General features: G+C 40.2%; 23 protein-coding genes and 1 riboswitch. Of the genes, 10 read left to right on the plus strand and 13 right to left on the minus strand.

What is annotated here, in order from left to right; all coding sequences use genetic code 11:
• Nucleotides 1-47: 47 nt before the first annotated feature.
• From ACNJYY_RS20050 to ACNJYY_RS20085, 8 genes are all read right to left on the minus strand, one after another.
• Nucleotides 48-812 (minus strand): HAAS domain-containing protein, encoded by a 765-nt coding sequence (locus tag ACNJYY_RS20050; RefSeq protein WP_416729859.1) that lies wholly within the window; start codon nucleotides 810-812, stop codon nucleotides 48-50.
• Nucleotides 809-1,141, minus strand: coding sequence for a PadR family transcriptional regulator (locus ACNJYY_RS20055; RefSeq protein ID WP_416729860.1), 333 nt, complete (start codon nucleotides 1,139-1,141; stop codon nucleotides 809-811). Before ACNJYY_RS20055 ends, ACNJYY_RS20050 begins: the two co-directional genes overlap by 4 nt.
• 138 nt (nucleotides 1,142-1,279) lie before the next feature.
• Entirely contained in the window at nucleotides 1,280-1,456 is a 177-nt protein-coding gene (locus ACNJYY_RS20060; RefSeq protein ID WP_416729861.1) for a hypothetical protein, read from the minus strand.
• 14 nt (nucleotides 1,457-1,470) lie between these two features.
• Nucleotides 1,471-2,205, minus strand: a complete 735-nt coding sequence (locus tag ACNJYY_RS20065) for a YdcF family protein (RefSeq protein WP_416729862.1) — start codon at nucleotides 2,203-2,205, stop codon at nucleotides 1,471-1,473.
• 87 nt (nucleotides 2,206-2,292) lie between these two features.
• Complete coding sequence (locus ACNJYY_RS20070; RefSeq protein WP_416729863.1) at nucleotides 2,293-2,775, minus strand: hypothetical protein; 483 nt, start codon at nucleotides 2,773-2,775, stop codon at nucleotides 2,293-2,295.
• A 34-nt stretch (nucleotides 2,776-2,809) separates the two neighbouring features.
• A riboswitch (cyclic di-GMP riboswitch) is annotated at nucleotides 2,810-2,892 on the minus strand.
• 170 nt (nucleotides 2,893-3,062) lie between these two features.
• Nucleotides 3,063-4,502 carry a sodium/pantothenate symporter gene (gene panF / locus ACNJYY_RS20075; protein WP_416729864.1) on the minus strand — a complete coding sequence of 480 codons (1,440 nt, stop codon included), beginning with the start codon at nucleotides 4,500-4,502 and terminating at the stop codon, nucleotides 3,063-3,065.
• A complete protein-coding gene (locus ACNJYY_RS20080; RefSeq protein ID WP_416729865.1) occupies nucleotides 4,499-4,792 on the minus strand; it encodes a YhdT family protein in 294 nt (97 codons plus the stop codon). Before ACNJYY_RS20080 ends, panF begins: the two co-directional genes overlap by 4 nt.
• A 180-nt stretch (nucleotides 4,793-4,972) precedes the next feature.
• On the minus strand, nucleotides 4,973-5,641 hold the full coding sequence (locus ACNJYY_RS20085; RefSeq protein WP_416729866.1) for a spore coat protein: 669 nt from the start codon (nucleotides 5,639-5,641) through the stop codon (nucleotides 4,973-4,975).
• A gap of 361 nt (nucleotides 5,642-6,002) precedes the next feature.
• Between ACNJYY_RS20085 and ACNJYY_RS20090 the strand changes: the two genes are divergently transcribed.
• Nucleotides 6,003-6,509, plus strand: a complete 507-nt coding sequence (locus ACNJYY_RS20090) for a transposase (RefSeq protein WP_416729867.1) — start codon at nucleotides 6,003-6,005, stop codon at nucleotides 6,507-6,509.
• A gap of 130 nt (nucleotides 6,510-6,639) precedes the next feature.
• Here ACNJYY_RS20090 and ACNJYY_RS20095 read toward each other — a convergent pair whose 3' ends face one another.
• A complete protein-coding gene (locus ACNJYY_RS20095) occupies nucleotides 6,640-8,613 on the minus strand; it encodes a methyl-accepting chemotaxis protein (protein ID WP_416729868.1) in 1,974 nt (657 codons plus the stop codon).
• A gap of 255 nt (nucleotides 8,614-8,868) precedes the next feature.
• On the opposite strand from ACNJYY_RS20095, the gene ACNJYY_RS20100 reads away from it, so the two are divergent.
• On the plus strand, nucleotides 8,869-9,039 hold the full coding sequence (locus tag ACNJYY_RS20100; protein WP_144697192.1) for an aspartyl-phosphate phosphatase Spo0E family protein: 171 nt from the start codon (nucleotides 8,869-8,871) through the stop codon (nucleotides 9,037-9,039).
• Between the two features lie 140 nt (nucleotides 9,040-9,179).
• Here the strand turns inward: ACNJYY_RS20100 and ACNJYY_RS20105 are convergent, their stop codons facing one another.
• Together ACNJYY_RS20105 and ACNJYY_RS20110 are read right to left on the minus strand one after the other, a co-directional pair.
• Nucleotides 9,180-10,127, minus strand: coding sequence for a nucleoside hydrolase (locus ACNJYY_RS20105; RefSeq protein WP_416729869.1), 948 nt, complete (start codon nucleotides 10,125-10,127; stop codon nucleotides 9,180-9,182).
• Between the two features lie 76 nt (nucleotides 10,128-10,203).
• The gene (locus tag ACNJYY_RS20110; RefSeq protein ID WP_416729870.1) at nucleotides 10,204-10,614 is read right to left on the minus strand and encodes a thiol-disulfide oxidoreductase DCC family protein; all 411 of its coding nucleotides are present in this window, start codon (nucleotides 10,612-10,614) and stop codon (nucleotides 10,204-10,206) included.
• Between the two features lie 120 nt (nucleotides 10,615-10,734).
• Here ACNJYY_RS20110 and ACNJYY_RS20115 point away from each other — a divergent pair, with 120 nt between their 5' ends.
• The 8 genes from ACNJYY_RS20115 (at nucleotide 10,735) to ACNJYY_RS20150 (ending at nucleotide 18,869) form a co-directional block, all read left to right on the plus strand.
• Complete coding sequence (locus ACNJYY_RS20115; RefSeq protein WP_416729871.1) at nucleotides 10,735-11,397, plus strand: DUF975 family protein; 663 nt, start codon at nucleotides 10,735-10,737, stop codon at nucleotides 11,395-11,397.
• Between the two features lie 210 nt (nucleotides 11,398-11,607).
• Nucleotides 11,608-13,230: a hypothetical protein gene (locus tag ACNJYY_RS20120; protein ID WP_416729872.1), complete on the plus strand. Its 1,623-nt coding sequence runs from the start codon at nucleotides 11,608-11,610 to the stop codon at nucleotides 13,228-13,230.
• A gap of 5 nt (nucleotides 13,231-13,235) precedes the next feature.
• The gene (locus ACNJYY_RS20125; RefSeq protein WP_416729873.1) at nucleotides 13,236-13,931 is read left to right on the plus strand and encodes an OmpA/MotB family protein; all 696 of its coding nucleotides are present in this window, start codon (nucleotides 13,236-13,238) and stop codon (nucleotides 13,929-13,931) included.
• Nucleotides 13,932-14,284: 353 nt separating this feature from the next.
• Entirely contained in the window at nucleotides 14,285-14,830 is a 546-nt protein-coding gene (locus ACNJYY_RS20130; RefSeq protein WP_416729874.1) for an RNA polymerase sigma factor, read from the plus strand.
• A complete protein-coding gene (locus ACNJYY_RS20135; protein WP_416729875.1) occupies nucleotides 14,831-15,586 on the plus strand; it encodes a hypothetical protein in 756 nt (251 codons plus the stop codon). It abuts the gene before it with no gap.
• Nucleotides 15,587-16,471: an ABC transporter ATP-binding protein gene (locus ACNJYY_RS20140; RefSeq protein ID WP_416729876.1), complete on the plus strand. Its 885-nt coding sequence runs from the start codon at nucleotides 15,587-15,589 to the stop codon at nucleotides 16,469-16,471.
• A complete protein-coding gene (locus ACNJYY_RS20145) occupies nucleotides 16,455-17,723 on the plus strand; it encodes a hypothetical protein (RefSeq protein ID WP_416729877.1) in 1,269 nt (422 codons plus the stop codon). The genes ACNJYY_RS20140 and ACNJYY_RS20145 overlap by 17 nt, the downstream gene beginning before the upstream one ends.
• A gap of 15 nt (nucleotides 17,724-17,738) precedes the next feature.
• The gene (locus ACNJYY_RS20150; protein ID WP_416729878.1) at nucleotides 17,739-18,869 is read left to right on the plus strand and encodes a hypothetical protein; all 1,131 of its coding nucleotides are present in this window, start codon (nucleotides 17,739-17,741) and stop codon (nucleotides 18,867-18,869) included.
• Between the two features lie 48 nt (nucleotides 18,870-18,917).
• Here the strand turns inward: ACNJYY_RS20150 and ACNJYY_RS20155 are convergent, their stop codons facing one another.
• Both ACNJYY_RS20155 and ACNJYY_RS20160 read right to left on the minus strand, forming a co-directional pair.
• Nucleotides 18,918-19,793: a permease prefix domain 1-containing protein gene (locus ACNJYY_RS20155; protein ID WP_416729879.1), complete on the minus strand. Its 876-nt coding sequence runs from the start codon at nucleotides 19,791-19,793 to the stop codon at nucleotides 18,918-18,920.
• A 1-nt stretch (nucleotide 19,794) separates the two neighbouring features.
• Complete coding sequence (locus ACNJYY_RS20160) at nucleotides 19,795-20,130, minus strand: PadR family transcriptional regulator (protein ID WP_416729880.1); 336 nt, start codon at nucleotides 20,128-20,130, stop codon at nucleotides 19,795-19,797.
• Nucleotides 20,131-20,153 lie beyond the last annotated feature (23 nt).

Consider the following 20,153-nt stretch of genomic DNA (forward strand, 5'->3'; position numbering starts at 1 on the left):
AACTGTATTGCTAGCAGACAATCAAAAAAAGAGCTGATTATTCAAACTCAGCTCTCATTCTTTGCTCTTTTAATTGTAAATGCGTAATAGACAGCAAACGTTACAAATAAAACACTTAACGTCATAATCGCTTTTGTTTCTTTATCAAGTGAAGTCAGACTGATTAAAAATTCAGGCAGAAACAGCATGATAGGAATAACAATCGTGAACCAAGTTTTACTCCAAAAGGAAATCCCTATAAATATGGCGATGGCAACGATTGCCGCAATTATATTTCCTGTTGTTCCTAGTTTTATGAATACAGGCGTTTCATATGCATCGTTTGCAAACAGAAGACCTAAAAAGAACAGAATCGGCAAACTCCCTAATATAAAATAGGTAATGATCGTCTTTGATTTAGATAGCTTTGTGCTCGCTAAAAATTTGAACATCTTCAAATAAAAAAGCACGAGTATGATACAAACCGCTGGATAACCAACCACTTGAAGTAACGTAAATTGCACGCCCCCTCTTATCGTATCCCCCAGTAAAATATAAGCAAAAACACCGAGAACAATAATCGGCAGATAAGAGAGCCATTTAAAATCGAATGACATTTCGTTTGAAAGCTGCTCCATATAAGCTTTCGGCGAATGGCCGATGATGTGAGAGACTGATTTCCCCCGCTTTTCCGCTTCAATCAGGTGATCTTCCAACTCTTCTACGATCTCTTTCACTTCTTCGTCTTTTTTTCCACTCGAAAATAAATAGAGTCTAAGATTATCCAAGAAATCCTGGCTTTCAGCTGTTAACGAATGTTTTAGCGCACTCATTTTCCGCTTCCTCTCTTTTGTAAAATGTGATCGACCGAATGGCTTAATTGGTTCCATCTCTCAATAAATGCTTGAAGTTCTTCCTCACCTTTAGGGGTAAGCGAATAATATTTGCGCCTTGGCCCCGCCGTTGATTTTTTTAACGTAGTGGTAACTAGCTCTTCTTTTTGCATGCGTATTAATAGTGGATAGATCGTTCCTTCGCTCGTCTGTTGAAAGCCGTATGATTCCAGCTTTTCTGCTAGCTCATAGCCATACACTTCTCCTTCGTTGATGATGGCTAAAAGACATCCGTCCAGAATTCCTTTTAACATCTGAGTGTTCGACATGTGGCTACACCTCATTTCACTATCTTGTATTACAAGAGTTATAGATAAAAAAAGAATGCCTTGCATAACAAGATATACCATTAGTATATGCGACACTAACTTGTAATGCAAGGTATTTGTGTAAATTTGTTCCAAAATTTATTTTTCCTTATTCATGAGCTCAACGACATGTGGTTTCGGCTCCCAACAATTAAACTGATAGTCTGGTTTCGTCTCATATCCAAGGCGCACGCAGTGATAGCGCATCCCTTGAGACGTTTTTTCAGGCTTGAAATTGATACACGTCGCACAGCAATGATACTTATTTTTGTTCATGGAAGCGCCCTCCTCTATCTGTCAGTAAAATAACTTTTTATGATTGCCATGTACTCTCTAACGTGCGCTTGTGGAACAGAAGAAATTCTCAACGGCGAGCCAAGCCCCTCCGCCTCAATGCCAACACGCTTTGCGATCATCTTTGTACGAAAAAGATGGAAATCACTCGTTACTATTAGCAGCTGATCATCTTGTTGAATCATCTTTTTTGTATATAAAAGATTTTCGTATGTACTCGTTGCTTTTTCCTCTATCTGAATTCGGTTTGGTTCAATTCCATTTTCAACGAGATAATTTTTCATGATAGATCCTTCACTCGTCGTTTTACCAAAGCCAAGACCACCGCTTACGATGAACGTAACATTTGGATGTTCATTTGCGTACGCAAGCGCTTGTTCTAGCCTACCTTTCAGTACAGCACCTGGTCGATTATTCTTCGTTCCTCCACCAAGTACGAGGATCGAATCTATCTCGGAAGAAACCTTCTCTGGATCAGTGTTGGCTGATGTTAGAATAAGAGTTTCTAGCGTTGCCGCAAAAAGGATCGTTGTGATCAAGAGAGTCAGCGTCGTTTTTTTGTACGTGTTAAATAGTTTCATAGCTGTGTTGTAGCGGAAAAAAAGGACGAGAAAAAGAGCACCTAACAAGAAAAAAATCGCAAGTCCCATATCCATGTTAGTCGTTTGAATAAGCATGGCCGTTGCGTATACAGCAAAGAGGATCCCGAGCGCTAGAAATAGTTTTTTCATAGTGTTGTCTCCGTTCATAGATTTTCTATATTCTAGGATATCAGAAAAAGGAAAAGAGCGGAGAATGAAGATTCCGCTCTTTAACCATTATTTTGTATTTTTTTCTAATTCTCTCTCGATTTTTTCTGAGATATCTTTTTTAATCTCTGTTGTTGATTTAGTAGCGTCTGTGTTCATCTCTTCTTTTTTCTTTGTTAAAGCTTCTTCTTTTCTTTTGGATACTTCAGCCATTTCATTTCTATAATGCGTTTGGATTTCTTCTTTTTTCTCTCTAACAATTTGCTTTTTCTCATCTTCAAGCTCTTTTTTAGCTCCGCTAAAGATGTTAGAGATGTTATTGCTTAAATCTTTTACAAGTGTTTTTTCTTGGTCTTGCAATTCATTATTTATATCGCCTTTAAAAACTAGAGACATGACATGGTTGTAGAGATAGTCTGCAAGATTTGGTTTTGCTGCAAATGTTGTCGTTCCTCCAACACCAAGTGCAATCGTAGTCGCTAAAACAATCTTCGGCCATTTTTTAGCTGCCTTTTTCTTCGTGCTGAATTTTTCTTTACGTGATATTTCCATAATAAATACCCCTTCCTTTATTTAGAGAACGAATAAAGAAAGCGGTCGGTTGCGCTACTAGCTTCAGTTATTCCAAGCGCCCACATACAGAATAACCTTCACAGCTCCACACTTATCTAATTATATTCTGATATAAAATTAACACCAGCCATATTCTCTGTAAATGGGTATTTAGTAAGATATTACTATAAATTGTTTTTTTAGTATTTTATTGTGGTAAAGAGTTAGTGTGTTAAGAGAGAGGAAAATGAAAGAAGCCAATGTCCACCGAGTGTGGACATTGACTTCTAGAATGTATTTGTATGGGGTCTGACCCCCTTTGTGAAACTCCCCACAATGTAGGCGATCAAGGAAAGCACGATTGGAAGTACTACTGTGTGCATGCCCCATAGATTCGGATAGTAAAGGTGAAGGAACATATAGGATCCTACACCTACGATTAATGAGGCAATCGCTCCATTTGCGTTTCCTCTTTTCCAATATAGCCCCAAAACGATCGGCCATATGAATGCTGCTTCTAATCCTCCGAACGCGAACAGATTCAGCCAGATCAACAAATCAGGCGGGTTGATCGCCATAGCGAATACGCTCAGTCCGACAACCGCTGTTATCCCAAAGCTCAACTTTTTTACAAATTGCTCTTCGGCATCTGGTTTGATGTAATTGATGTACACATCTTTAATTATTGCAGAACTAACGAGTAAGAGTACGGAGTCAACCGTTGACATCACGGCAGCTAAAGGCGCTGCCAATACGATACCAGCTAACCACCCTGGCAATACTTCAAGTGCTAAAAGCGGCATTACTTTATCTGGTACTTCGATTCCCGGTAGCACCACTCTTCCGAACACACCAGCGAGATGCATGCCTAGCATGATGAACCCCACAACGAACGTTCCGATGATCATCGCTCGATGCATCGCTTTTGCATTTCTATAGCTCATCGCTCTCACCGAAATTTGCGGTAAGCCTACCACTCCAACACCAACCAAGATCCAAAACGATGAAACGTAGAGAGGTGTCAGCGATTGATCAGACCCATAAGGTGTAATCAAGTTCGGGTTCTCTGCTCTTAACTCACTCATGATGTTCTCGATGCCACCACCTGCGATAATCGTACCGGCCAATATGATGACGGTTCCGATTACCATAACGACTCCTTGTATCGCATCAGTAATTACAACGGCTCGGAATCCGCCAGCAATGACATACACGAGGACAGAGCCAGAGAAGATGAAAAGCGCTGTTGTATACGATACACCGGTAAACGATTCGATCAGCCGTCCACCGCCGACCCATTGAGCAGCCATTGCAGAAAATAGGAAAACAACAATGCTCAGTGCTGATAGAATAACGACCCACTTGCTCTCATATCGGGCTTTTAGAAAATCGATCAATGTGACGGCGTTGATTTTTCGTGCAACAATGGCAAACTTTTTACCAAGTACTGCAAGGGTGAAATACCCTGTTACAAGCTGTGCCATGGCGAGAAGCACCCAGCCTAGACCTAATTGATAGGCTGCACCAGGTCCACCAATAAAACTCGAAGCACTTCCGTATGTTGCGACCATTGTCATCGCAAGCACAAAACCTCCCAGTTCTCTGCCTGCTAAAAAGTAATCTTGTAAGAAGGAAGGTCCACTTTTAATGTGCCGAGATGTATAAATACCTACTAAAAAAACTAAGATCAAAAAGACAGCTAAAGGAAGAATCACATCCCAATTCATCGGACATCCCCCTCCTCATTCTCGCTCGCCTCATCAAGTTCAAAAGGAACCTCTTTAAAGAAAAACTTCACCATAACCCAAACTAATATAGTAAAAACAAGAAATCCTACGATACAGCTATAAAAAAACCAAGCTGGAAAGCCAAGTATGTATGTGTATTCTTTAATAGGACGTCCGCCTAGGCCGTAAGCGAACGCATACCACCAGATAAAGTTCAAAATGGCGAGCACTGTACCCATGATGGCTTCTCTATTCGATACACGGTACCGCCAGTCTGTTCCCTTTTTCATTTCCTTAACCCCCTGGAGTTTCAGTACATAATATAAGTCCACTCATAACTATGGCAAATTCATTTCTTGTTGTCGAGTCCTTTAGACTTTATGAAATTTTCTATTTCTTATCATGATATCCCAGTTTCAGTATGTGTAAAAGTAAAAACGAGCACCTATTAGGTACTCGTTAAATCTTCCTTATTGAAGTGGTAGCTGTGCTTGAGTAGATGGAGCATATGCACCAAGCATGCTCGTCATATCTTGTTTGTTTAGTTGAGGAATCTGGTAATAATGATTTTTATTCTGCCAGATTGATAATTCGTATGCCATCTCGATCCAGTTTGGAATCCCATCTGCCAATACTCGTCTGAGCACAGGGTTTGTAACTTCGAGTGTCGCCATTCCTCTTAGCGAAGCATTTGATTTTAATGTTCCTAGAATTAGAGATGATACAGATTGGTCATTTAATTCTGTAACGTTTTGAATAGGTTTAACGGGTTGTGCAGGTTTCAAACCATATAAAAAATCATTATCTTGAGCCATCTTATAAGATTCAGTACGCATAGCTGGATCTTTTCCTGTCTGAAAAGCTTGTACACATGCGTTATATTCTTTTGTAATGTGCTGATAATGACGATTGAGCATCGTTTTAAGCTCAGGATCCTGAACATGTCCTTTACAAAGTGTATATAAGTTCAATGTTCCAACAATACCACTTAGCATCTCATGAACATCAAACATCTCATGTCCACCATGGTTCATCATGGCCGGCACTTGTCCAGTCTGCATGTTTAGATGGTTAAATTCAGGATTGTTGTTCCCGGATTGAGGATTCATGCTTTGTTGATTTGGATCTTGATTCATCATACATACCTCCGATTTATAACATACGGGTTTATTGTATGTAGAAAGGAATTCTCTATTCTCTTTTTTAATAATTTCCGAGGAAATATGATAGAAAGTCTGATGAAGAGACGAAGTTCGACATTTTTAAGAGGGGATATTCGCTAAAAAATAGGTACTTTTTTAAAAAGACAAGTTTCGAACCGTTTGTATTTCAAAACCGGTATAGGACTTTTGCTTGAAAACAACAAGGGAAATAAATTTTTTGGGGTCAGTCCCCATTTCCCAGATTCACTTTCAACCCTTATAATTAAGATACGATTGAAAGGAGGTGAAAAACATTCCTAGATCCCCTCGTATTTGGTATCCGGATGCTGTTTATCACGTGACTACTCGCGGAAATCGCAGGGAACCTCTTTTTTATTCCCATTTGGATTTCCACCGCTATTTAAAGATCTTAAGTCACTGTGTTAAAAAGCACGCTGTCGAGCTCTTCTCGTATTGCCTCATGACCAACCACACTCACTTACAAATATTATGCAGCAAGTCCCCACCTGGAGATTTCATGAAAGAATTAAATGAAACGTACGCTATGTATTTTAACAAGAAATATGAACTCACTGGACATGTGTTTCAAGGTCGATATGGAGCAGAATTGATCGAAGATCGATCACATTTGCTGGATACTAGCCGCTACATTCATATGAATCCTGTTTCTGCCGACCTAGTCATGTACCCCTTAGAATATCAATGGAGCAGTTACCGCTATTATGTAACCCCGTCGGTGTGCCCTTTTGTACACACCTCAACCCTTCTTGAACAGTTTAACCATTCGAAATCTCAGTACAGAGATTATGTGGAGAGCAAGGTTACCCCTGTTGTAGAGCTTTAAGCCCTTTTATTCTAGATGTAAAAGTACACTCTTTCCTTTTTCAAAAGTCAGTATTAGCAAAGAAAAAGCCGTATTTGTCTTTTTGGAAAAGACAAATACGGCACAAATGTAATTGTATGGGGTCAGACCCCTAGAAGGTGAACCGCTGGACGTGGTTGCGCATCTGTTCAGCGTACTGCTCGAGCTGATCGGCCAGATGGTTCAACTGCTCCATCGATGCTGATTGCTGTTCTGCTGATGCGGAAACCTCTTCTGTTCCAGCCGCTGTTTCTTGTGTGATCGCCAAGATATGCGACGCATTCTCAAGAAGTACATCCTTTTGCATCGTCATTTCGTCAACAGACTGAATCACGTCTTTTAATGCCGCTGCATTCCCTTTAACTGCAGTAGAGATCGCGGTAAAGCTCTGCTCTGTCTCTTCCACCGCTACGCTTTGTGAAAGAATGAGAGCCGCAGCTTCTTGAACTTGTCCGACGGTGTTTTCCGTTACTTGCTGCATATCCGTGATCAATGAGCTGATATCTTTTAAGGAAAGCTCAGTCTGCTCTGCAAGTTTTCTTACTTCATCCGCAACGACCGCAAAGCCTCTTCCAGACTCTCCAGCTCTAGCTGCCTCGATTGCTGCGTTTAATGCTAGTAGATTTGTTTGATTAGCTATATCGCTGATCGTTAGAACGATCTGTTGAACGCTGCCTGATGTTTCATCGAGTTTTTTAATAGAAGTAATCATCTCTTTTGTCATTTCTGTTGTCATCAGAGACTTCTCTTTTAGCACGCTCACCTTTTTTACACCGTTCAACGATTCTTGATTCATTTGTTTTGTTGCTTTTTCGATTCTTTCGCCATGTGCATGAACGGTACCGATACGCTCAGCCAGCACATTGGCCGCTTTTGCATTCTGATCCATCAGCTCTGCCTGATGAGAAGAACCTGCTGCGATCTGCTGCATTGTTGTTGAAACTTCTTGTGCGGATGCTGAATTTTCTTCTGCACTCGCTACGACCGTTTGAGACGCATCCGTCACATGATCGGTAATCTGAGCCATCTCTCGGATCAGTGTTCGCATCTGGTTAGACATATCATCAAAGCTTGCAGCCAGTTCACCGATCTCATCTTTTCTTTGTATAGAAACGCTCGCCTGGAGATTTCCATTTCTGATCTCATGCATTGCATTCTTTAGTTGGTTCACCGGTACTGTAATTCTTCTTGAAACGAAAACCGATATAATGGCCGCCACTAAAAGAGTGACGAGTAAAGCGATCCCGATCGGTAAAAGAATCACATAAGCCTTTTCCTCAAACTCACTAAGCGCGACAGTTCCTGCTAGTTTCCAACCGGTTGTGACGTTCTTGGTATAGCTGACCACTCTCTCTTCACCATTGATCTTTGTAGTTAACGTTCCATCTTTTTTAGTAATAGCTTTATAAAAAGATTCTTTTGTTGCGCTTTTCCCCAGCTTTTTTGCATCTGGATGAACCATATAATTCCCCGAGTTATCGATGAGAAGAGCATAACCGGTGTCCCCGATTTTCACGTTTTGCATCAGCGTTAAGATATCATTTACTGCGATATCAATCGCTGTTACTCCCACGATTTTCCCGCTGTACTCAACGGCCTTCACAGCTTTTACAACCGGACGATCTGTCGCTTCATCGATGAAAGGATCTGTCCAGAACACTTTAGTAGGATCCTTCGTTGCCTGTTGATACCACGGCGTTAACGTCATGTCCTCAACCGGTGATGCAGGAATCGGATACATGACTACTTCCTTATCATCTGAAATAAAATAGCTGTTCATAATCGCTTCATTTGCTAGATGATAGTCTTCAAACTTAGAGATGATATAGTCTGGGCTGTCTCCCTTTGCATGAAGCTTAATCGTAGCGGAATCTGCATAGGCAGATACAAAATTTCCGTTATCTCTCAAAAACCCGTTGAGCGTCTCATCAAGATCATGCATACGCTCAGATGTATTCTCTGATGAATTTTCAACGGTAGTTTTCTTACTGAATAAATAACTAACTCCGCTCACCACGACCCCTGTCATAATAATGAGCAATATAAATGGCACAAGAATTTGCCTCTGTAGACTTTTATTAATCATTTCTTCCTCCTGCAGTTACTTTTTACTAGATAGCAAAAAGTATATCGACAGAAAGCTACAAAGTTTTACAGAATTAGAGCAAAACTTGTCTACCTGAGTAGTACAAAACGAGCAAAAGTGTATTTATAGGGGGTCTGTCCCCCTATATGTGTAAAAAAATAATAGACTTGACACAAAATATGGTATATAATATTTACAAGATTTACCGATATTAATGGTGCAGAAGTGGTTATTATATTAGAGGGGGAATGGACCATGAGCCGAAGCAATGCTCTTGTCTTAACTACAGAGATAGACGCCATTCGCACGACCATGTATGAGGTAAGTAAAAAGGTTAATAGTCTTGCAGATCCGCTTCTTGTTCAACTGAGCCAGATTTTAGACGAAAAACTAAACAAACTACATCAAATTAAAAATTGCGCTTAATCCCATAAACTACCTATTAAAATTTAAACCGGTGTCCAATTGATTTATTTGGCGTCCGGTTTTTTATTATGACGAAATTTTCTTTTGAACAATCTTCTATTAAAACAGTTGCGCCAAGAGTTGATTTCTTCATTATAACGCTACGAAAACGTCTCACCTGTCATGATACTCATAAAATCTCGGAAGAAATAACTATAATCAAAATCAAACGCGATTCGGTGCCTTTTCTCATCATCCCCAAACTGCGCATACGGCCGAACATCGGCAATGCTCTGCCCTCTTGCCGTATCGCCATTTTGAATCACAATATGTATTGGAAGCGACTTATACGTGAACATATCTTCTCTTATACAGGCCATCAACGTAATCGCATCGTGAACAGGACTTCCTAGGATATCAGGGTTCCTGTTTTTGTAAAAATTGTAATAAAAGTCGAGCATCGGTTTTAGAATGGGCATCTTACCTTTGTAATCAATATAATTCACCATTTCAGGAGTGACAATGGCCCGATCGGTAACATTCAACGGAATGATCGTCACGTTTTTGGCGTACGTTAAAACGGTTCTAACCGCGATCGGATCTCCATAAAAATTCGCTTCAGACACTGGCGTTACATTTCCAGGCACCCAGAACGCTCCGCCCATAATATAGTACGCTTTTACTTTTTTCATCAGCGACTGAAACAAAATAAACATGGTAGCAAGAGAGGTCAGCCTGCCTGCATTCACGATAATCAGTTCATCTTGATACTGTTCGATCAAATTTACAATTTCAAAAAAGTTTTCAATGAATCCTTCTGATATACCTGGATCAATCGGACCTAATCCATAAACGCCGTGCACGTCTGGATAGAACGTTGGTTTTTCCCCTGTCATCGGAACTTCTGCTCCACCAATAACTCTAACATCCTCCGGAAAGTTAAATGTTTTCGCTATAAATTTCACATTCGACACGGTTTGTTCTCTTGATACGTTGCCATAGTCGGCCACAACACCAACAATTTCTATTTCATCGCTTAAAAAAGCATAAGCTAGTGCAATCGTATCGTCGATTCCAGCGTCACCAAAGAATAGAACTTTTTGTCCCATCGTGCAGTTCCCCTTTATAGGCATTTGTTCTATCCTATTAGTTAGACTGCACACTTATGAAGTTTGGTCGTAAAAACTATTGCAGAAACCTATTTCGAAGGTCGGGTGTGGGAATCATACAACTCTCTTTTTGCCCGAACCATTTATACCGATTGCTCGCGACCTTTTTATAGAAAACATTTCGAATCTGCCGAGGTACAACTTTCATATACCTTCCTGTGTTGTATGGAAATTTCAGAAACTCTGCAACCTTTGCCACGGCATCAGATTCTGTATATACCACTCCGTCACTAATTAAAATTACGGAGTTTGTTTGTTCGGGATTTATGTTGTACTGTGATAACAATTTTTGTCCGGCTTCTGACTGAATAGCCGAGAATTTTAACTTCTCACTTTTTTCATGTTTCAGTATAAATTGCACGCTTCCATTACAAAGATTACACACTCCATCAAAAAGAAGCACAGCAGGATCTTCATTACTTTTCATTTTCAAACCTCCTCTAACATCCGCTTTCCTCTAGTCTACTATTAATTTTAAAGAAAACGCATCTTTCCGCCTTTTAAACCGTAGTATAAGGATAGGACAACTTCAGAAAGGTGATACATCATGAAAAATAAAGAAATTAAACAGCAAGCTCGGCTTCGACTAAAGGGACAATGGGGCACAGCGGCGTTATTCACGTTGTTGTTCTCGAGCACCTATTACCTCATCCCATTAATTATAGAAGTGAATTTGAGTGGTGGTTGGAGCGCTTGGTTGAATCAACCGGCCGATGAACTTAACGGACCGACGTTCAGCACGTTCATCATCACACTCGTTTTACTGCCATTATATATTGGATACCTGTGGACGTTTTTATCTGTGATCCGTACGGTTGAAAAAATTAACGTTTCAAGCCTATTTCAAGCGTTCTCTGAGATCAGTACGTATGTAAAAATACTCGGTGCTTATCTCGTGATGATGGTGTACTTGATTCTGTGGTCTCTTCTTCTTTTAATTCCTGGAATCATTAAGGCGTTCAGTTATTCGCAAACGTACTTTGTTCTAAAAGATCATCCTGGAATTGGCATCAACGCTGCGATCAAGAAAAGCCGTAAGCTGATGGACGGCTATAAATGGAAGTTTTTCGTTTTACAGCTAAGCTTTCTAGGCTGGGGAATTCTCTGTGTTTTAACTCTAGGCATCGGCTTCTTCTGGCTCGCTCCCTACATGAGTGCTTCGTATGCTGCGTTTTACAACGATCTTGTTAACGACCATCAAGCAGAATAAGTTTCTATTCACCTCGGAAACACAACTATTCAATGCCAATGTACCTAGAAATGACCCACAAAGTTTCCCCCTGAACTGTCCATCTTAAATGGACAGTTCAGGGGGTTTTGTATTTGTTTGGGGTCAGACCCCATTTCCTAAAATATTTCCCGACAGTAGGACATATCTATCAATATAGGACAGTCAGACAAGACATCTAAGGGGTGGCATATGGATCAACTTACTTTAATTGTCGTCGGGGTCATTGGGTTTCTCGTGTTTATGGGGATTGTGGGTCATACACAAACCGCTTATCATTTTCGTAAATGGAACAAAGAGCTTCAGCAGCTTGAGACCAATAAAGACCAGCAGCCGTATTCGCATTGGCTGCAACGTGTTACAGCCGATTACAAACAGTTTCATCTAGCAGGAGTTCCGCAGCTTAACACGCAAGCACTGATCGAAAAACATCTCTACAACGAACGCATTCCACTTCTTGGTGTCTTGCGGGTACCGGTCGGCAATATCCAGAAGCTGCTCAACCAGCTTCCGTCTTTCACGATTATTCTCGGGGTGCTTGGAACGTTCGTCGGACTCACGCTCTCTCTTTTATCGATGCAAGATACGCTCATGACGCTCGGCACGCAGCCTGCTGATTCAAACCTTACGCTAAATTCGATCATCTCCTCTCTCACCGCACCATTTGAAGGGATGAGTGTTGCCTTTTATACGAGTATTGCTGGGATCGGAGCCGCACTTCTGCTCAATTCCATTCAGTCTGGTTTCTTCTCGCAAGGAACATCACTTTCTTATATGCAAAACAAACTTTTAGCAGATTGTGAAGTGTATTTGGATCACAACATTAACAGCGACCTCATCAACGACAAGCCGCAAGATTCGGTTGAGCGCCTTCTTGATCGCCTAGCCTCACGCGTCGAGTCGTCATTTGATAAAACGCTCGGTGAATTCGCATCGCAGATGGTTAATTTTACAGCAGGTCTTCAAAAAGCGATGGAAGACGTGAATGGCATATTTGAAGCACAGCGCGAGCACGCAGAGAAGTTCGGTGCATCCGCTACACAGCTCGATCAGTTCGGACAGCGGTTCAACGAGACAACAAAAGAACTCGGAACCATTCAAAAAACGGTCGACACGAGTATTAACGCGCTCGCCAAGAACATCTCTTCGTTCGAGCAACAGCTAAAAACGAGCAACGACCGTCACACACAGAGTCAGCAAAAGTTTGAGCAGCTCATCCAACGCTCTGATAAAATGCTGCAAGAAGCACAGCGCCGGTCAGAAGAACATGCCCAATCCATGCTCCGCGGCATGCAAGAACAGCTGCAGCACTACCAAAATCAGCATGATGCCCTAGAGAACCGCCTCGCGCAAAAGCAAGACGAATGGCATTACCGCTATGCTGAAAAACAAGGCGAATACGGCCGGGCGGCAGCTGACTTTGCTTCAAGCGTCGGTCAGCTCGAAAAAGGATTTTACGCTGCGGTCGAACATATCAAGCGTGATTTTACCGATGGAGTTCGAAACATCATGGACAGTCAGAGCAGACAGCTCGCTTCTGCCTTAAACAACTCACAAAATCAAAACAGTCGCGATGATGATATGCGCGAGCTCGCTCGGACGCTCGAAAACCTGCACCACGGCTTAACGCGAAGCATCACCGACAACAATCGCACACTCTCTGACATGTATCACCTCATGCAGCGCATCTACCAAGCTGCGATGAACCAATCATCCAATCAAGTGATCTATGAAACACGCAGTCCTCGCGCACCCGAATACGTCGAAGATGAACGCATGCCAGAAGTTTCGCCGCAAAATTTTAGGAGACGGTGATCGGTATGAAGGCGCGTAAATCTTACTACAACGACGACAGCCAAGAAACAAAAGAAATTTTCTGGCCAAGTTTTACCGATATGATGGCGATGATGGTGCTCGTTATGGTCTTTATCGCGATTCTCGCTTATGTACAGAGCATCTATAACGCGTATGATCAAGCTCAGATCAAACGCGAACTTGGTCAGGTAGCAGAGGTGAAGAAGCACATCTCTGACCTCATTCAAAAACAGCTAGAAGAAAACGTTGGAAAAGATAAGATCATTCGTGGACCAAACAATACGATCTCTGTAGAAGGAAACATCCTTTTTGATACCGGTAGTGCAGTTATATCGGAAAAAGGAAAGCAAGTGCTCGATCCGCTCGCTGATGCACTCGCGGCGATCATCGAGGAAAAAGACATGAGTCAGTATCTGTATATCATTCTGATCGAGGGCCATACCGACTCTGTGCCATACGACAACTGGTCGCTCTCCACTCAGCGTGCGGTCGCGGTCGTTGATTATCTTGGAAAAGCAAATCCAAAGCTCGCTAAAAAAGAGTACGCTCAATACCTCGCCGCAACAGGATACAGCGAATATAAGCCAATTGCAGAAGGTAACTCCTCTCAGGCTCTGCAAAAAAACCGCCGCATCTCGTTTCAGATCATTTTGGACGACGACAAATGGCAGAGCAAACTCAAGGAAATTGTAGAGCAATAATAGAATCTAAAAGCACAAAAAAACGAGCGGAACACTTCGCTCGTTTTTCTTCTGCTATTGAGCTTCTTTTTTACGCAACTGACGATTGAAATATAGGAAGACCGGAAGCGGAATGAGAATGAATACAGAAACTTTTTATAATACTTATCCCTCACCTAGCTTTGTTTGAAAATGCAATGGTTATTATTTCTTTTCGACTTCTATTCTCCTATTAATTTACTTTCATATTTTTTCCTGCTAAATGATTCTATAATAAAAATGGAAATATTTTTATAAAAAGTAAAACTATTTATCTTTCCTATACGAATATATGAGCAAGACAACCTTTTTAGTCTGGAAGTGAAGACAAAATCATGATGAAGCAGAAAAGATGGATCAGCTCTGTTCAAAAAAGAGGCGATCAACACGCAGCGAATGAGCTAATCTCTCATTACTATCAATCAATCTATGCTTATGTTTATAAACAAACACTGAACAAAGAACTATCACTCGATCTAACACAAGACATTTTTATTAGTATGCTTCAATCTATCCAGCAGTTTGATGAGAAAAAAGCATCTTTCAAAACGTGGCTATACCGAATTGCAACATATAAACTCGTAGATTATTTTAGGTCTAAAAGCTATACATATGAACGTTCCACAGACTCGATGGATGGTGTTGAAATCGCCACACCTTCAGATTTTACTCTCGAATTAGAATGGAGAGAAGACATTGAAAAGGTGGCACAACTCATCAACACATTCTCTATCATCGACCAGCAGGTACTTCGGCTTAAATTGTTCGGCGAGCAAACGTTTATCGAAATCGCTAGTTCTCTAGATATGCCAGAGTCATCTATCAAAACAAAGTATTATGCTGCAATAAAAAAAGTGAAGCAGCGAATGGAGGCTGAATAAATGGAGAAGCAAAAGTTTCACATCGAGTACCCAACAGATGCCGAAAGAGAAAACCAATTATCATACATCGTTTCTGTTGGTCTAACAAAACCCAAATCGTTTCTATCTTATCTTCTTGAGATGTATCAGCAGCTTGGCTTTCGCTATTTATTTCGAGATGCCACTGAAATTCTGTTTACGACCTGTTTAGCACTAGCTTTACTGCTATACTGCATATTCTCAATGAAATCATCCATAAACACGCAAGATTTGTATTCGTTCATCTTTACGCTTTCTCCTATTTTTTTCTTTGCTCTATCCTCTCTATTTTTAGTGCGGGCTTTGATGAAGGACACCTTTTCAGTAGAGATGACTTGTAAGTACCATGTTTTCCAACTAGCCGCTTTTCGAATGTTAATTTTTAGTCTGCTAACAATGCTCATGAATATCGCATTGATTATCGTTCTATCGTTCTTGTTTCAGTCGATTCAAATTCTAGATGCATTGCTGTTATCATGCAGTTCGTTAAGCATTTTCTCGGTTCTTTACCTGTACGCCTTGCGCCATGCAAAAGGGCCATACGCTACGTATGTGATGATGACAAGCTGGCTAATTGTAAATTTTCTGCCGGCCATCTTAAATCAAAACATGTACAGTATGTTTTTAAGTCATGTACCGGCTTATGTATACGGCGGCGTACTCATCATCAGCATCCTGCTCTATGTAAAAACGTTAAAAAAACTAATCGCATTTCGAGGCGCAGAAGGAGTTTTATAAATGTTAATCGTTGAAGACGTTACCAAAAATTTCGGGCAGTTCAATGCACTAAAGAATATTAACCTCGAGTTTCAAAACGGTGTGTATGGGTTGTTGGCACCGAACGGAGCCGGCAAGACAACACTGATCAAGATGCTCACGACCCTTTTGTTTCCAACGAGCGGAAGCATTCGTTATGACGGAGAAGATATTATTAAAATGGATGAAAGATACCGCGAGATGATCGGTTACCTTCCGCAGGAGTTTGGCTATTACAAAAATTATTCGCCTACCTCTTATCTGCTTTACCTGGCGGCGTTAAAAGGAATTCACCGAAAAACGGCGATTGTTCGTGTTGAAGAACTGCTTAAAACGGTAGCACTGGATCATGTGGCAGATAAAAAGATGAAGAAGTTTTCAGGTGGGATGATCCAAAGAGTTGGAATCGCTCAGGCCATGTTGAATGACCCGAAGATTCTTATTCTAGATGAGCCTACAGCTGGCTTAGATCCTAAAGAACGTGTTCGTTTTCGTAACCTGCTTACGAATCTAGCTCGTGATCGTATCGTTATTTTATCCACGCATATCGTGTCTGATGTAGAATCAATCGCAAACGAAATCATCATGATCAAAAACCAAGAAGTATTATTCAAAGATACCGTCTCTAACATCTGCCGCAAAATTGATGGCCTCGTTTACGAGACGGAAGTGAGTTATGAACAAACAGAACAATTTCGGACGACTTACCTTACACTGTCTGAAAAACAAGAACATGGAAACATGCACATGCGCTTTTTAACTACAGATACAGCGAAACTAGAATGGAAACCCGTTCATCCGAACTTAGAAGATGTCTTTTTGTATATCTATCAAGATGGAGTACTATCCGATGATCAAACGGCTTGAATTTAAAAAAATTATCTCGTCCCCTATTATTCTAGGATTATTTGTACTGTTTCTTTTGTTCAATTGCTTCCTAATCTATCAACAATCGTCCATTCGAAATGATATGAAATCACTTCAGCCAATCTTACAAGAAACAGGAACATTAATGGATAAAGAGGGACGTGAAAAGCTGCAAACCTCTTATGAAGAAGATTTAAATTCTTGGAATCAGCTCTCACAAAGCAAGACTGGAGACACCTATCAAACCGCAGCGGACTTTTATAAACCAGAAATCTACTATAGTTTGATTGAATCAAACATTTATTCAGAAAAAGAATTGCAAGACATCAACAATCTAGCGATAAAAGAAACGTATCAAAACTCTATCAAGGATATTGAAACAAAGTACAGCACTTTAAACGTCATGGAAAATGCAGAAGAAGGCATCCGCCTTTTCGGCTTGGAAGGTGCTGCAGCTGAAAAAGTTCGTGAGCAATACACGGTATTAAAACCACGTGTAGAAGAGCTTATCCAAAATAAAGAACACCTTCATCTATTCTTTCATGGAAAAATGTTTGGAACACATTCTTTTCTTTTTAAAACGTTATTTGGATTCGTCATTTTTCAAGCTATGATTCTAATCGTTTTATTTACGGCATTTATCGTTAATTATGAGTTCGAACAAAAAACTTTTTTAGTCGCCTATTCAACAAAGCGTGGTAGAAAAGTGGTGTGGGACAAGCTATTTGTTTCGCTATTTACTTCCATCCTTATGACTGTTGTTCTTCTAGCTGCAACATTGCTTGGGTATTTTATTGTGTTTGACTACTCTGGTCTTTGGACCGTCCCCATCAGTACAGGGTTTTTAATAGAAATGAATGAAATTCCGTTTATTAGCTGGTGGAATCTCACATTTTTAGAATATTTACTTTTGACCTGTGTTCTAGTAGTTGTGTGCCAAATTATTTTTGTTTTGCTTACATTTTGCACTTCGATGTGGATTAGGAATAGTTATATCGTATTTGTTATTTTCGGAGTGTTTTTTTCAGCAGGGTTACTCTTACCAAGCATCATACCAAAAAACAGCACAATGCTTCTTTACACTCACTTTTCACCTTTCACCTTAGCCATGAATGTTAAAAAATGGTGGATGGAAAGTGGTGTTTTCAAAGCGTTTAAGTATTATGAAATCATTACCGTTTCTGGATGGCTCGTTGCTTTACTTCTCACAGCCTGGTTCTTTATTAACCGTTTTTCCCGAGAAAATTTATAGATAGGACGCGAACATATGAGAATAGTAGTTAATGAAATAAGAAAGCTGTTTTCGGTAAAAATAATCTGCCTGTTACTATTAGTCAGCTTTTTTGTGTACCAGCAGTTTATTATGTTTGAATTTAAGCATTTTCCTAACGGCAGACCACTACTAGATGATTTCCGCGCTACGCAAAAAATGCTAGTTGATTATGGTGAATCTATGGATAGTGAGGAATTTAAAGATTTTAAAGGTATTAAAGAACAACGAATAGCTGAAGCGACAGAGTATCTTAAGTCACAGAAAGAAATGGTTGCTGCAGGCATTGATACGTATGAGGAATTTAGCAACATGGATCTAGAAAACGAAAAACTAGCTGCGCTGCACAGCAAAATCATTTTTGAAGACTTTGTTGATGTTTTTTGGGAGATTCTTGCCCGTGATGGAATCATCGACAGATATGAGCATCCTGAGCGTTTTAATGAGCATGAACTAACTCCAAAACAAAATGCACGCATGGATGAATTGGTTGAAAATGGATCAACAAAGGCGATATTTACGTTTATGGTATTTGAAAACTACAATGTTTTAATGAAATATGTAGCCATTCTTATCTTTCTAAATATCATGATTATCCTAATGCCACTATACATTCGGGACAAGCGAAATCACGTCCAGCTTCTGCAGTATACATCAAAAACAGGACGCAGCCTTTTTTCACATAAGCTCCTTTCTGGCTTAACTGCATCCTTAATCATTATTACCGCCCAGCTCACTTTTTTCTTTTTCATGTATAGAGGCAATGACACGAGTATGTTCTTTCCGTTATCCATAAACTCTATCTTTAACATCTTTGTTTCATGGTATGATCTAACCTTTTTTCAATATATCGTTCTTACTGTTATTTGTGTCTATCTGTTAGGAATCGCGTTGGTATTGGTCGGAGCTTGGATATCGAGCATCGCTCCCAATTATATGACTAGTGTAGGTCTGCATGTTCCTCTAGCATTCTTGCTATTTGGTACAGGAACCACGTATCTCGTACAAAACCTAACAAGTATCTATTTAAATCCTTACCTCGTACCTATTTCTTTTGTTACGATTCTAATTCTTACTTCGCTATTGTTCCTGAGGCGTTATCGAAGAGAAAAAGTGAAGAATATTTAAAGAGAAGCAGCATCGGCTAATTTAAGCCGATGCTGCTTTTTTAATGATTTAATCTATTACAGCCGACAACTTCTTATTTTGCCGATTCAAAAACAGCCATACCCCGCCTAGCACAATAAATAATGCAGCAAACAGAATCGGAATTTGATAAAAACTCCAGATGCTCGGTCCATAGGTTGTATACTGCAGATGTTTTTCAACCGTTTTTTCATATGATGTCTTGTATTCGTACTGAACGACCCAATTGTCATTCGCCATGATTACCGTTCCCTTATCATAGTCACTCGGCACGATTTTGTCAGTATTCTCTATTACTTTATCGTTTCCAATTACAATGGTGGCCTTTGTATAGTCGATCGGAAAATAAGTGTCAGGTCCATCTTTTGCAGCTGCGTTATTTTTGTCTTGCAACCAGCTCTCTACGTCCTTAGCAGCGAACACAGCAACTAGATTCAACTTGTCATCATACTTGTTAAAGACATCTAGTAGATCGTATCTTTCTTTGTCTCCTACTTCATTTGATGTATCTAGTACATCAAACACATCGTTCATGATGATTTCCTTTTCCTCTTCCACTATTTGAAGCTGATCAACTTCCTCTTTATAATCATCTGCTTTTGAATAAGAAGTGATGAAGAAGATCGCGCTTAGAACGAGAAAAACGACTGAGAGCGTTAGTATATAGTTCGTAAACTTTTTCTGAACCGTAAAAAATTCAGAAAGTCCTTTGACCATTTGATTTCTTCCGCCAAAATTGTTAATCGCAATACGGATCGCTTCTTCTTCCGTTTTTCCTTCTGCCTTTAATTCTTCAACGGCTTCAATAAGGTGAGATCGCATCTCTCTTTTTAACTCTTCCACTTCGTTTCTAGAACCTACAACATCTTTGTAGATGGATTGAATGTATTTATCGATCTGCTTCAACCTATTCTCCTCCTTCAATGAACTGATCAATGATTCGTTTTACAAACTGCCATTCTCTTCGTTTTTGCTCAAAACCATCCTTTCCTTGCTCTGTCATTCTATAATACTTCCTTCTTCCTCCTGGCCCGTGCTCATCTCCCCAGTAGGATTCAATCCATTCGTTCTTTTCTAATCGCTTTAATGATAAATAAAGCGTTCCTTCTTTTAGTTCAAACTGATCTTCGCTTTTTTCGCGAACGAGCTTTGCCAGCTCATATCCGTACATATCTCTTTTAACCATTAACGATAAAATCAACGTGTCAATGTGGCCTTTCAAAACTTCTTTGTTAACTTCCATTTATATCCACCTCCATAATGAAT

This window comes from Fictibacillus tiangongensis (assembly GCF_048083785.1).
In the GTDB taxonomy this organism is placed as follows: domain Bacteria; phylum Bacillota; class Bacilli; order Bacillales; family Fictibacillaceae; genus Fictibacillus.

Bases quoted from the DNA above. Each gene is read 5' to 3' on its own strand.
- ACNJYY_RS20050 (WP_416729859.1), bottom strand. From the start codon at position 812: ATGAGTGCGCTAAAACATTCGTTAACAGCTGAAAGCCAGGATTTCTTG.
- ACNJYY_RS20055 (WP_416729860.1), bottom strand. From the start codon at position 1,141: ATGTCGAACACTCAGATGTTAAAAGGAATTCTGGACGGATGTCTTTTA.
- ACNJYY_RS20060 (WP_416729861.1), bottom strand. From the start codon at position 1,456: ATGAACAAAAATAAGTATCATTGCTGTGCGACGTGTATCAATTTCAAG.
- ACNJYY_RS20065 (WP_416729862.1), bottom strand. From the start codon at position 2,205: ATGAAAAAACTATTTCTAGCGCTCGGGATCCTCTTTGCTGTATACGCA.
- ACNJYY_RS20070 (WP_416729863.1), bottom strand. From the start codon at position 2,775: ATGGAAATATCACGTAAAGAAAAATTCAGCACGAAGAAAAAGGCAGCT.
- panF (WP_416729864.1), bottom strand. From the start codon at position 4,502: ATGAATTGGGATGTGATTCTTCCTTTAGCTGTCTTTTTGATCTTAGTT.
- ACNJYY_RS20080 (WP_416729865.1), bottom strand. From the start codon at position 4,792: ATGAAAAAGGGAACAGACTGGCGGTACCGTGTATCGAATAGAGAAGCC.
- ACNJYY_RS20085 (WP_416729866.1), bottom strand. From the start codon at position 5,641: ATGATGAATCAAGATCCAAATCAACAAAGCATGAATCCTCAATCCGGG.
- ACNJYY_RS20095 (WP_416729868.1), bottom strand. From the start codon at position 8,613: ATGATTAATAAAAGTCTACAGAGGCAAATTCTTGTGCCATTTATATTG.
- ACNJYY_RS20100 (WP_144697192.1), top strand. From the start codon at position 8,869: ATGAGCCGAAGCAATGCTCTTGTCTTAACTACAGAGATAGACGCCATT.
- ACNJYY_RS20105 (WP_416729869.1), bottom strand. From the start codon at position 10,127: ATGGGACAAAAAGTTCTATTCTTTGGTGACGCTGGAATCGACGATACG.
- ACNJYY_RS20110 (WP_416729870.1), bottom strand. From the start codon at position 10,614: ATGAAAAGTAATGAAGATCCTGCTGTGCTTCTTTTTGATGGAGTGTGT.
- ACNJYY_RS20115 (WP_416729871.1), top strand. From the start codon at position 10,735: ATGAAAAATAAAGAAATTAAACAGCAAGCTCGGCTTCGACTAAAGGGA.
- ACNJYY_RS20120 (WP_416729872.1), top strand. From the start codon at position 11,608: ATGGATCAACTTACTTTAATTGTCGTCGGGGTCATTGGGTTTCTCGTG.
- ACNJYY_RS20125 (WP_416729873.1), top strand. From the start codon at position 13,236: ATGAAGGCGCGTAAATCTTACTACAACGACGACAGCCAAGAAACAAAA.
- ACNJYY_RS20130 (WP_416729874.1), top strand. From the start codon at position 14,285: ATGATGAAGCAGAAAAGATGGATCAGCTCTGTTCAAAAAAGAGGCGAT.
- ACNJYY_RS20135 (WP_416729875.1), top strand. From the start codon at position 14,831: ATGGAGAAGCAAAAGTTTCACATCGAGTACCCAACAGATGCCGAAAGA.
- ACNJYY_RS20140 (WP_416729876.1), top strand. From the start codon at position 15,587: ATGTTAATCGTTGAAGACGTTACCAAAAATTTCGGGCAGTTCAATGCA.
- ACNJYY_RS20145 (WP_416729877.1), top strand. From the start codon at position 16,455: ATGATCAAACGGCTTGAATTTAAAAAAATTATCTCGTCCCCTATTATT.
- ACNJYY_RS20150 (WP_416729878.1), top strand. From the start codon at position 17,739: ATGAGAATAGTAGTTAATGAAATAAGAAAGCTGTTTTCGGTAAAAATA.
- ACNJYY_RS20160 (WP_416729880.1), bottom strand. From the start codon at position 20,130: ATGGAAGTTAACAAAGAAGTTTTGAAAGGCCACATTGACACGTTGATT.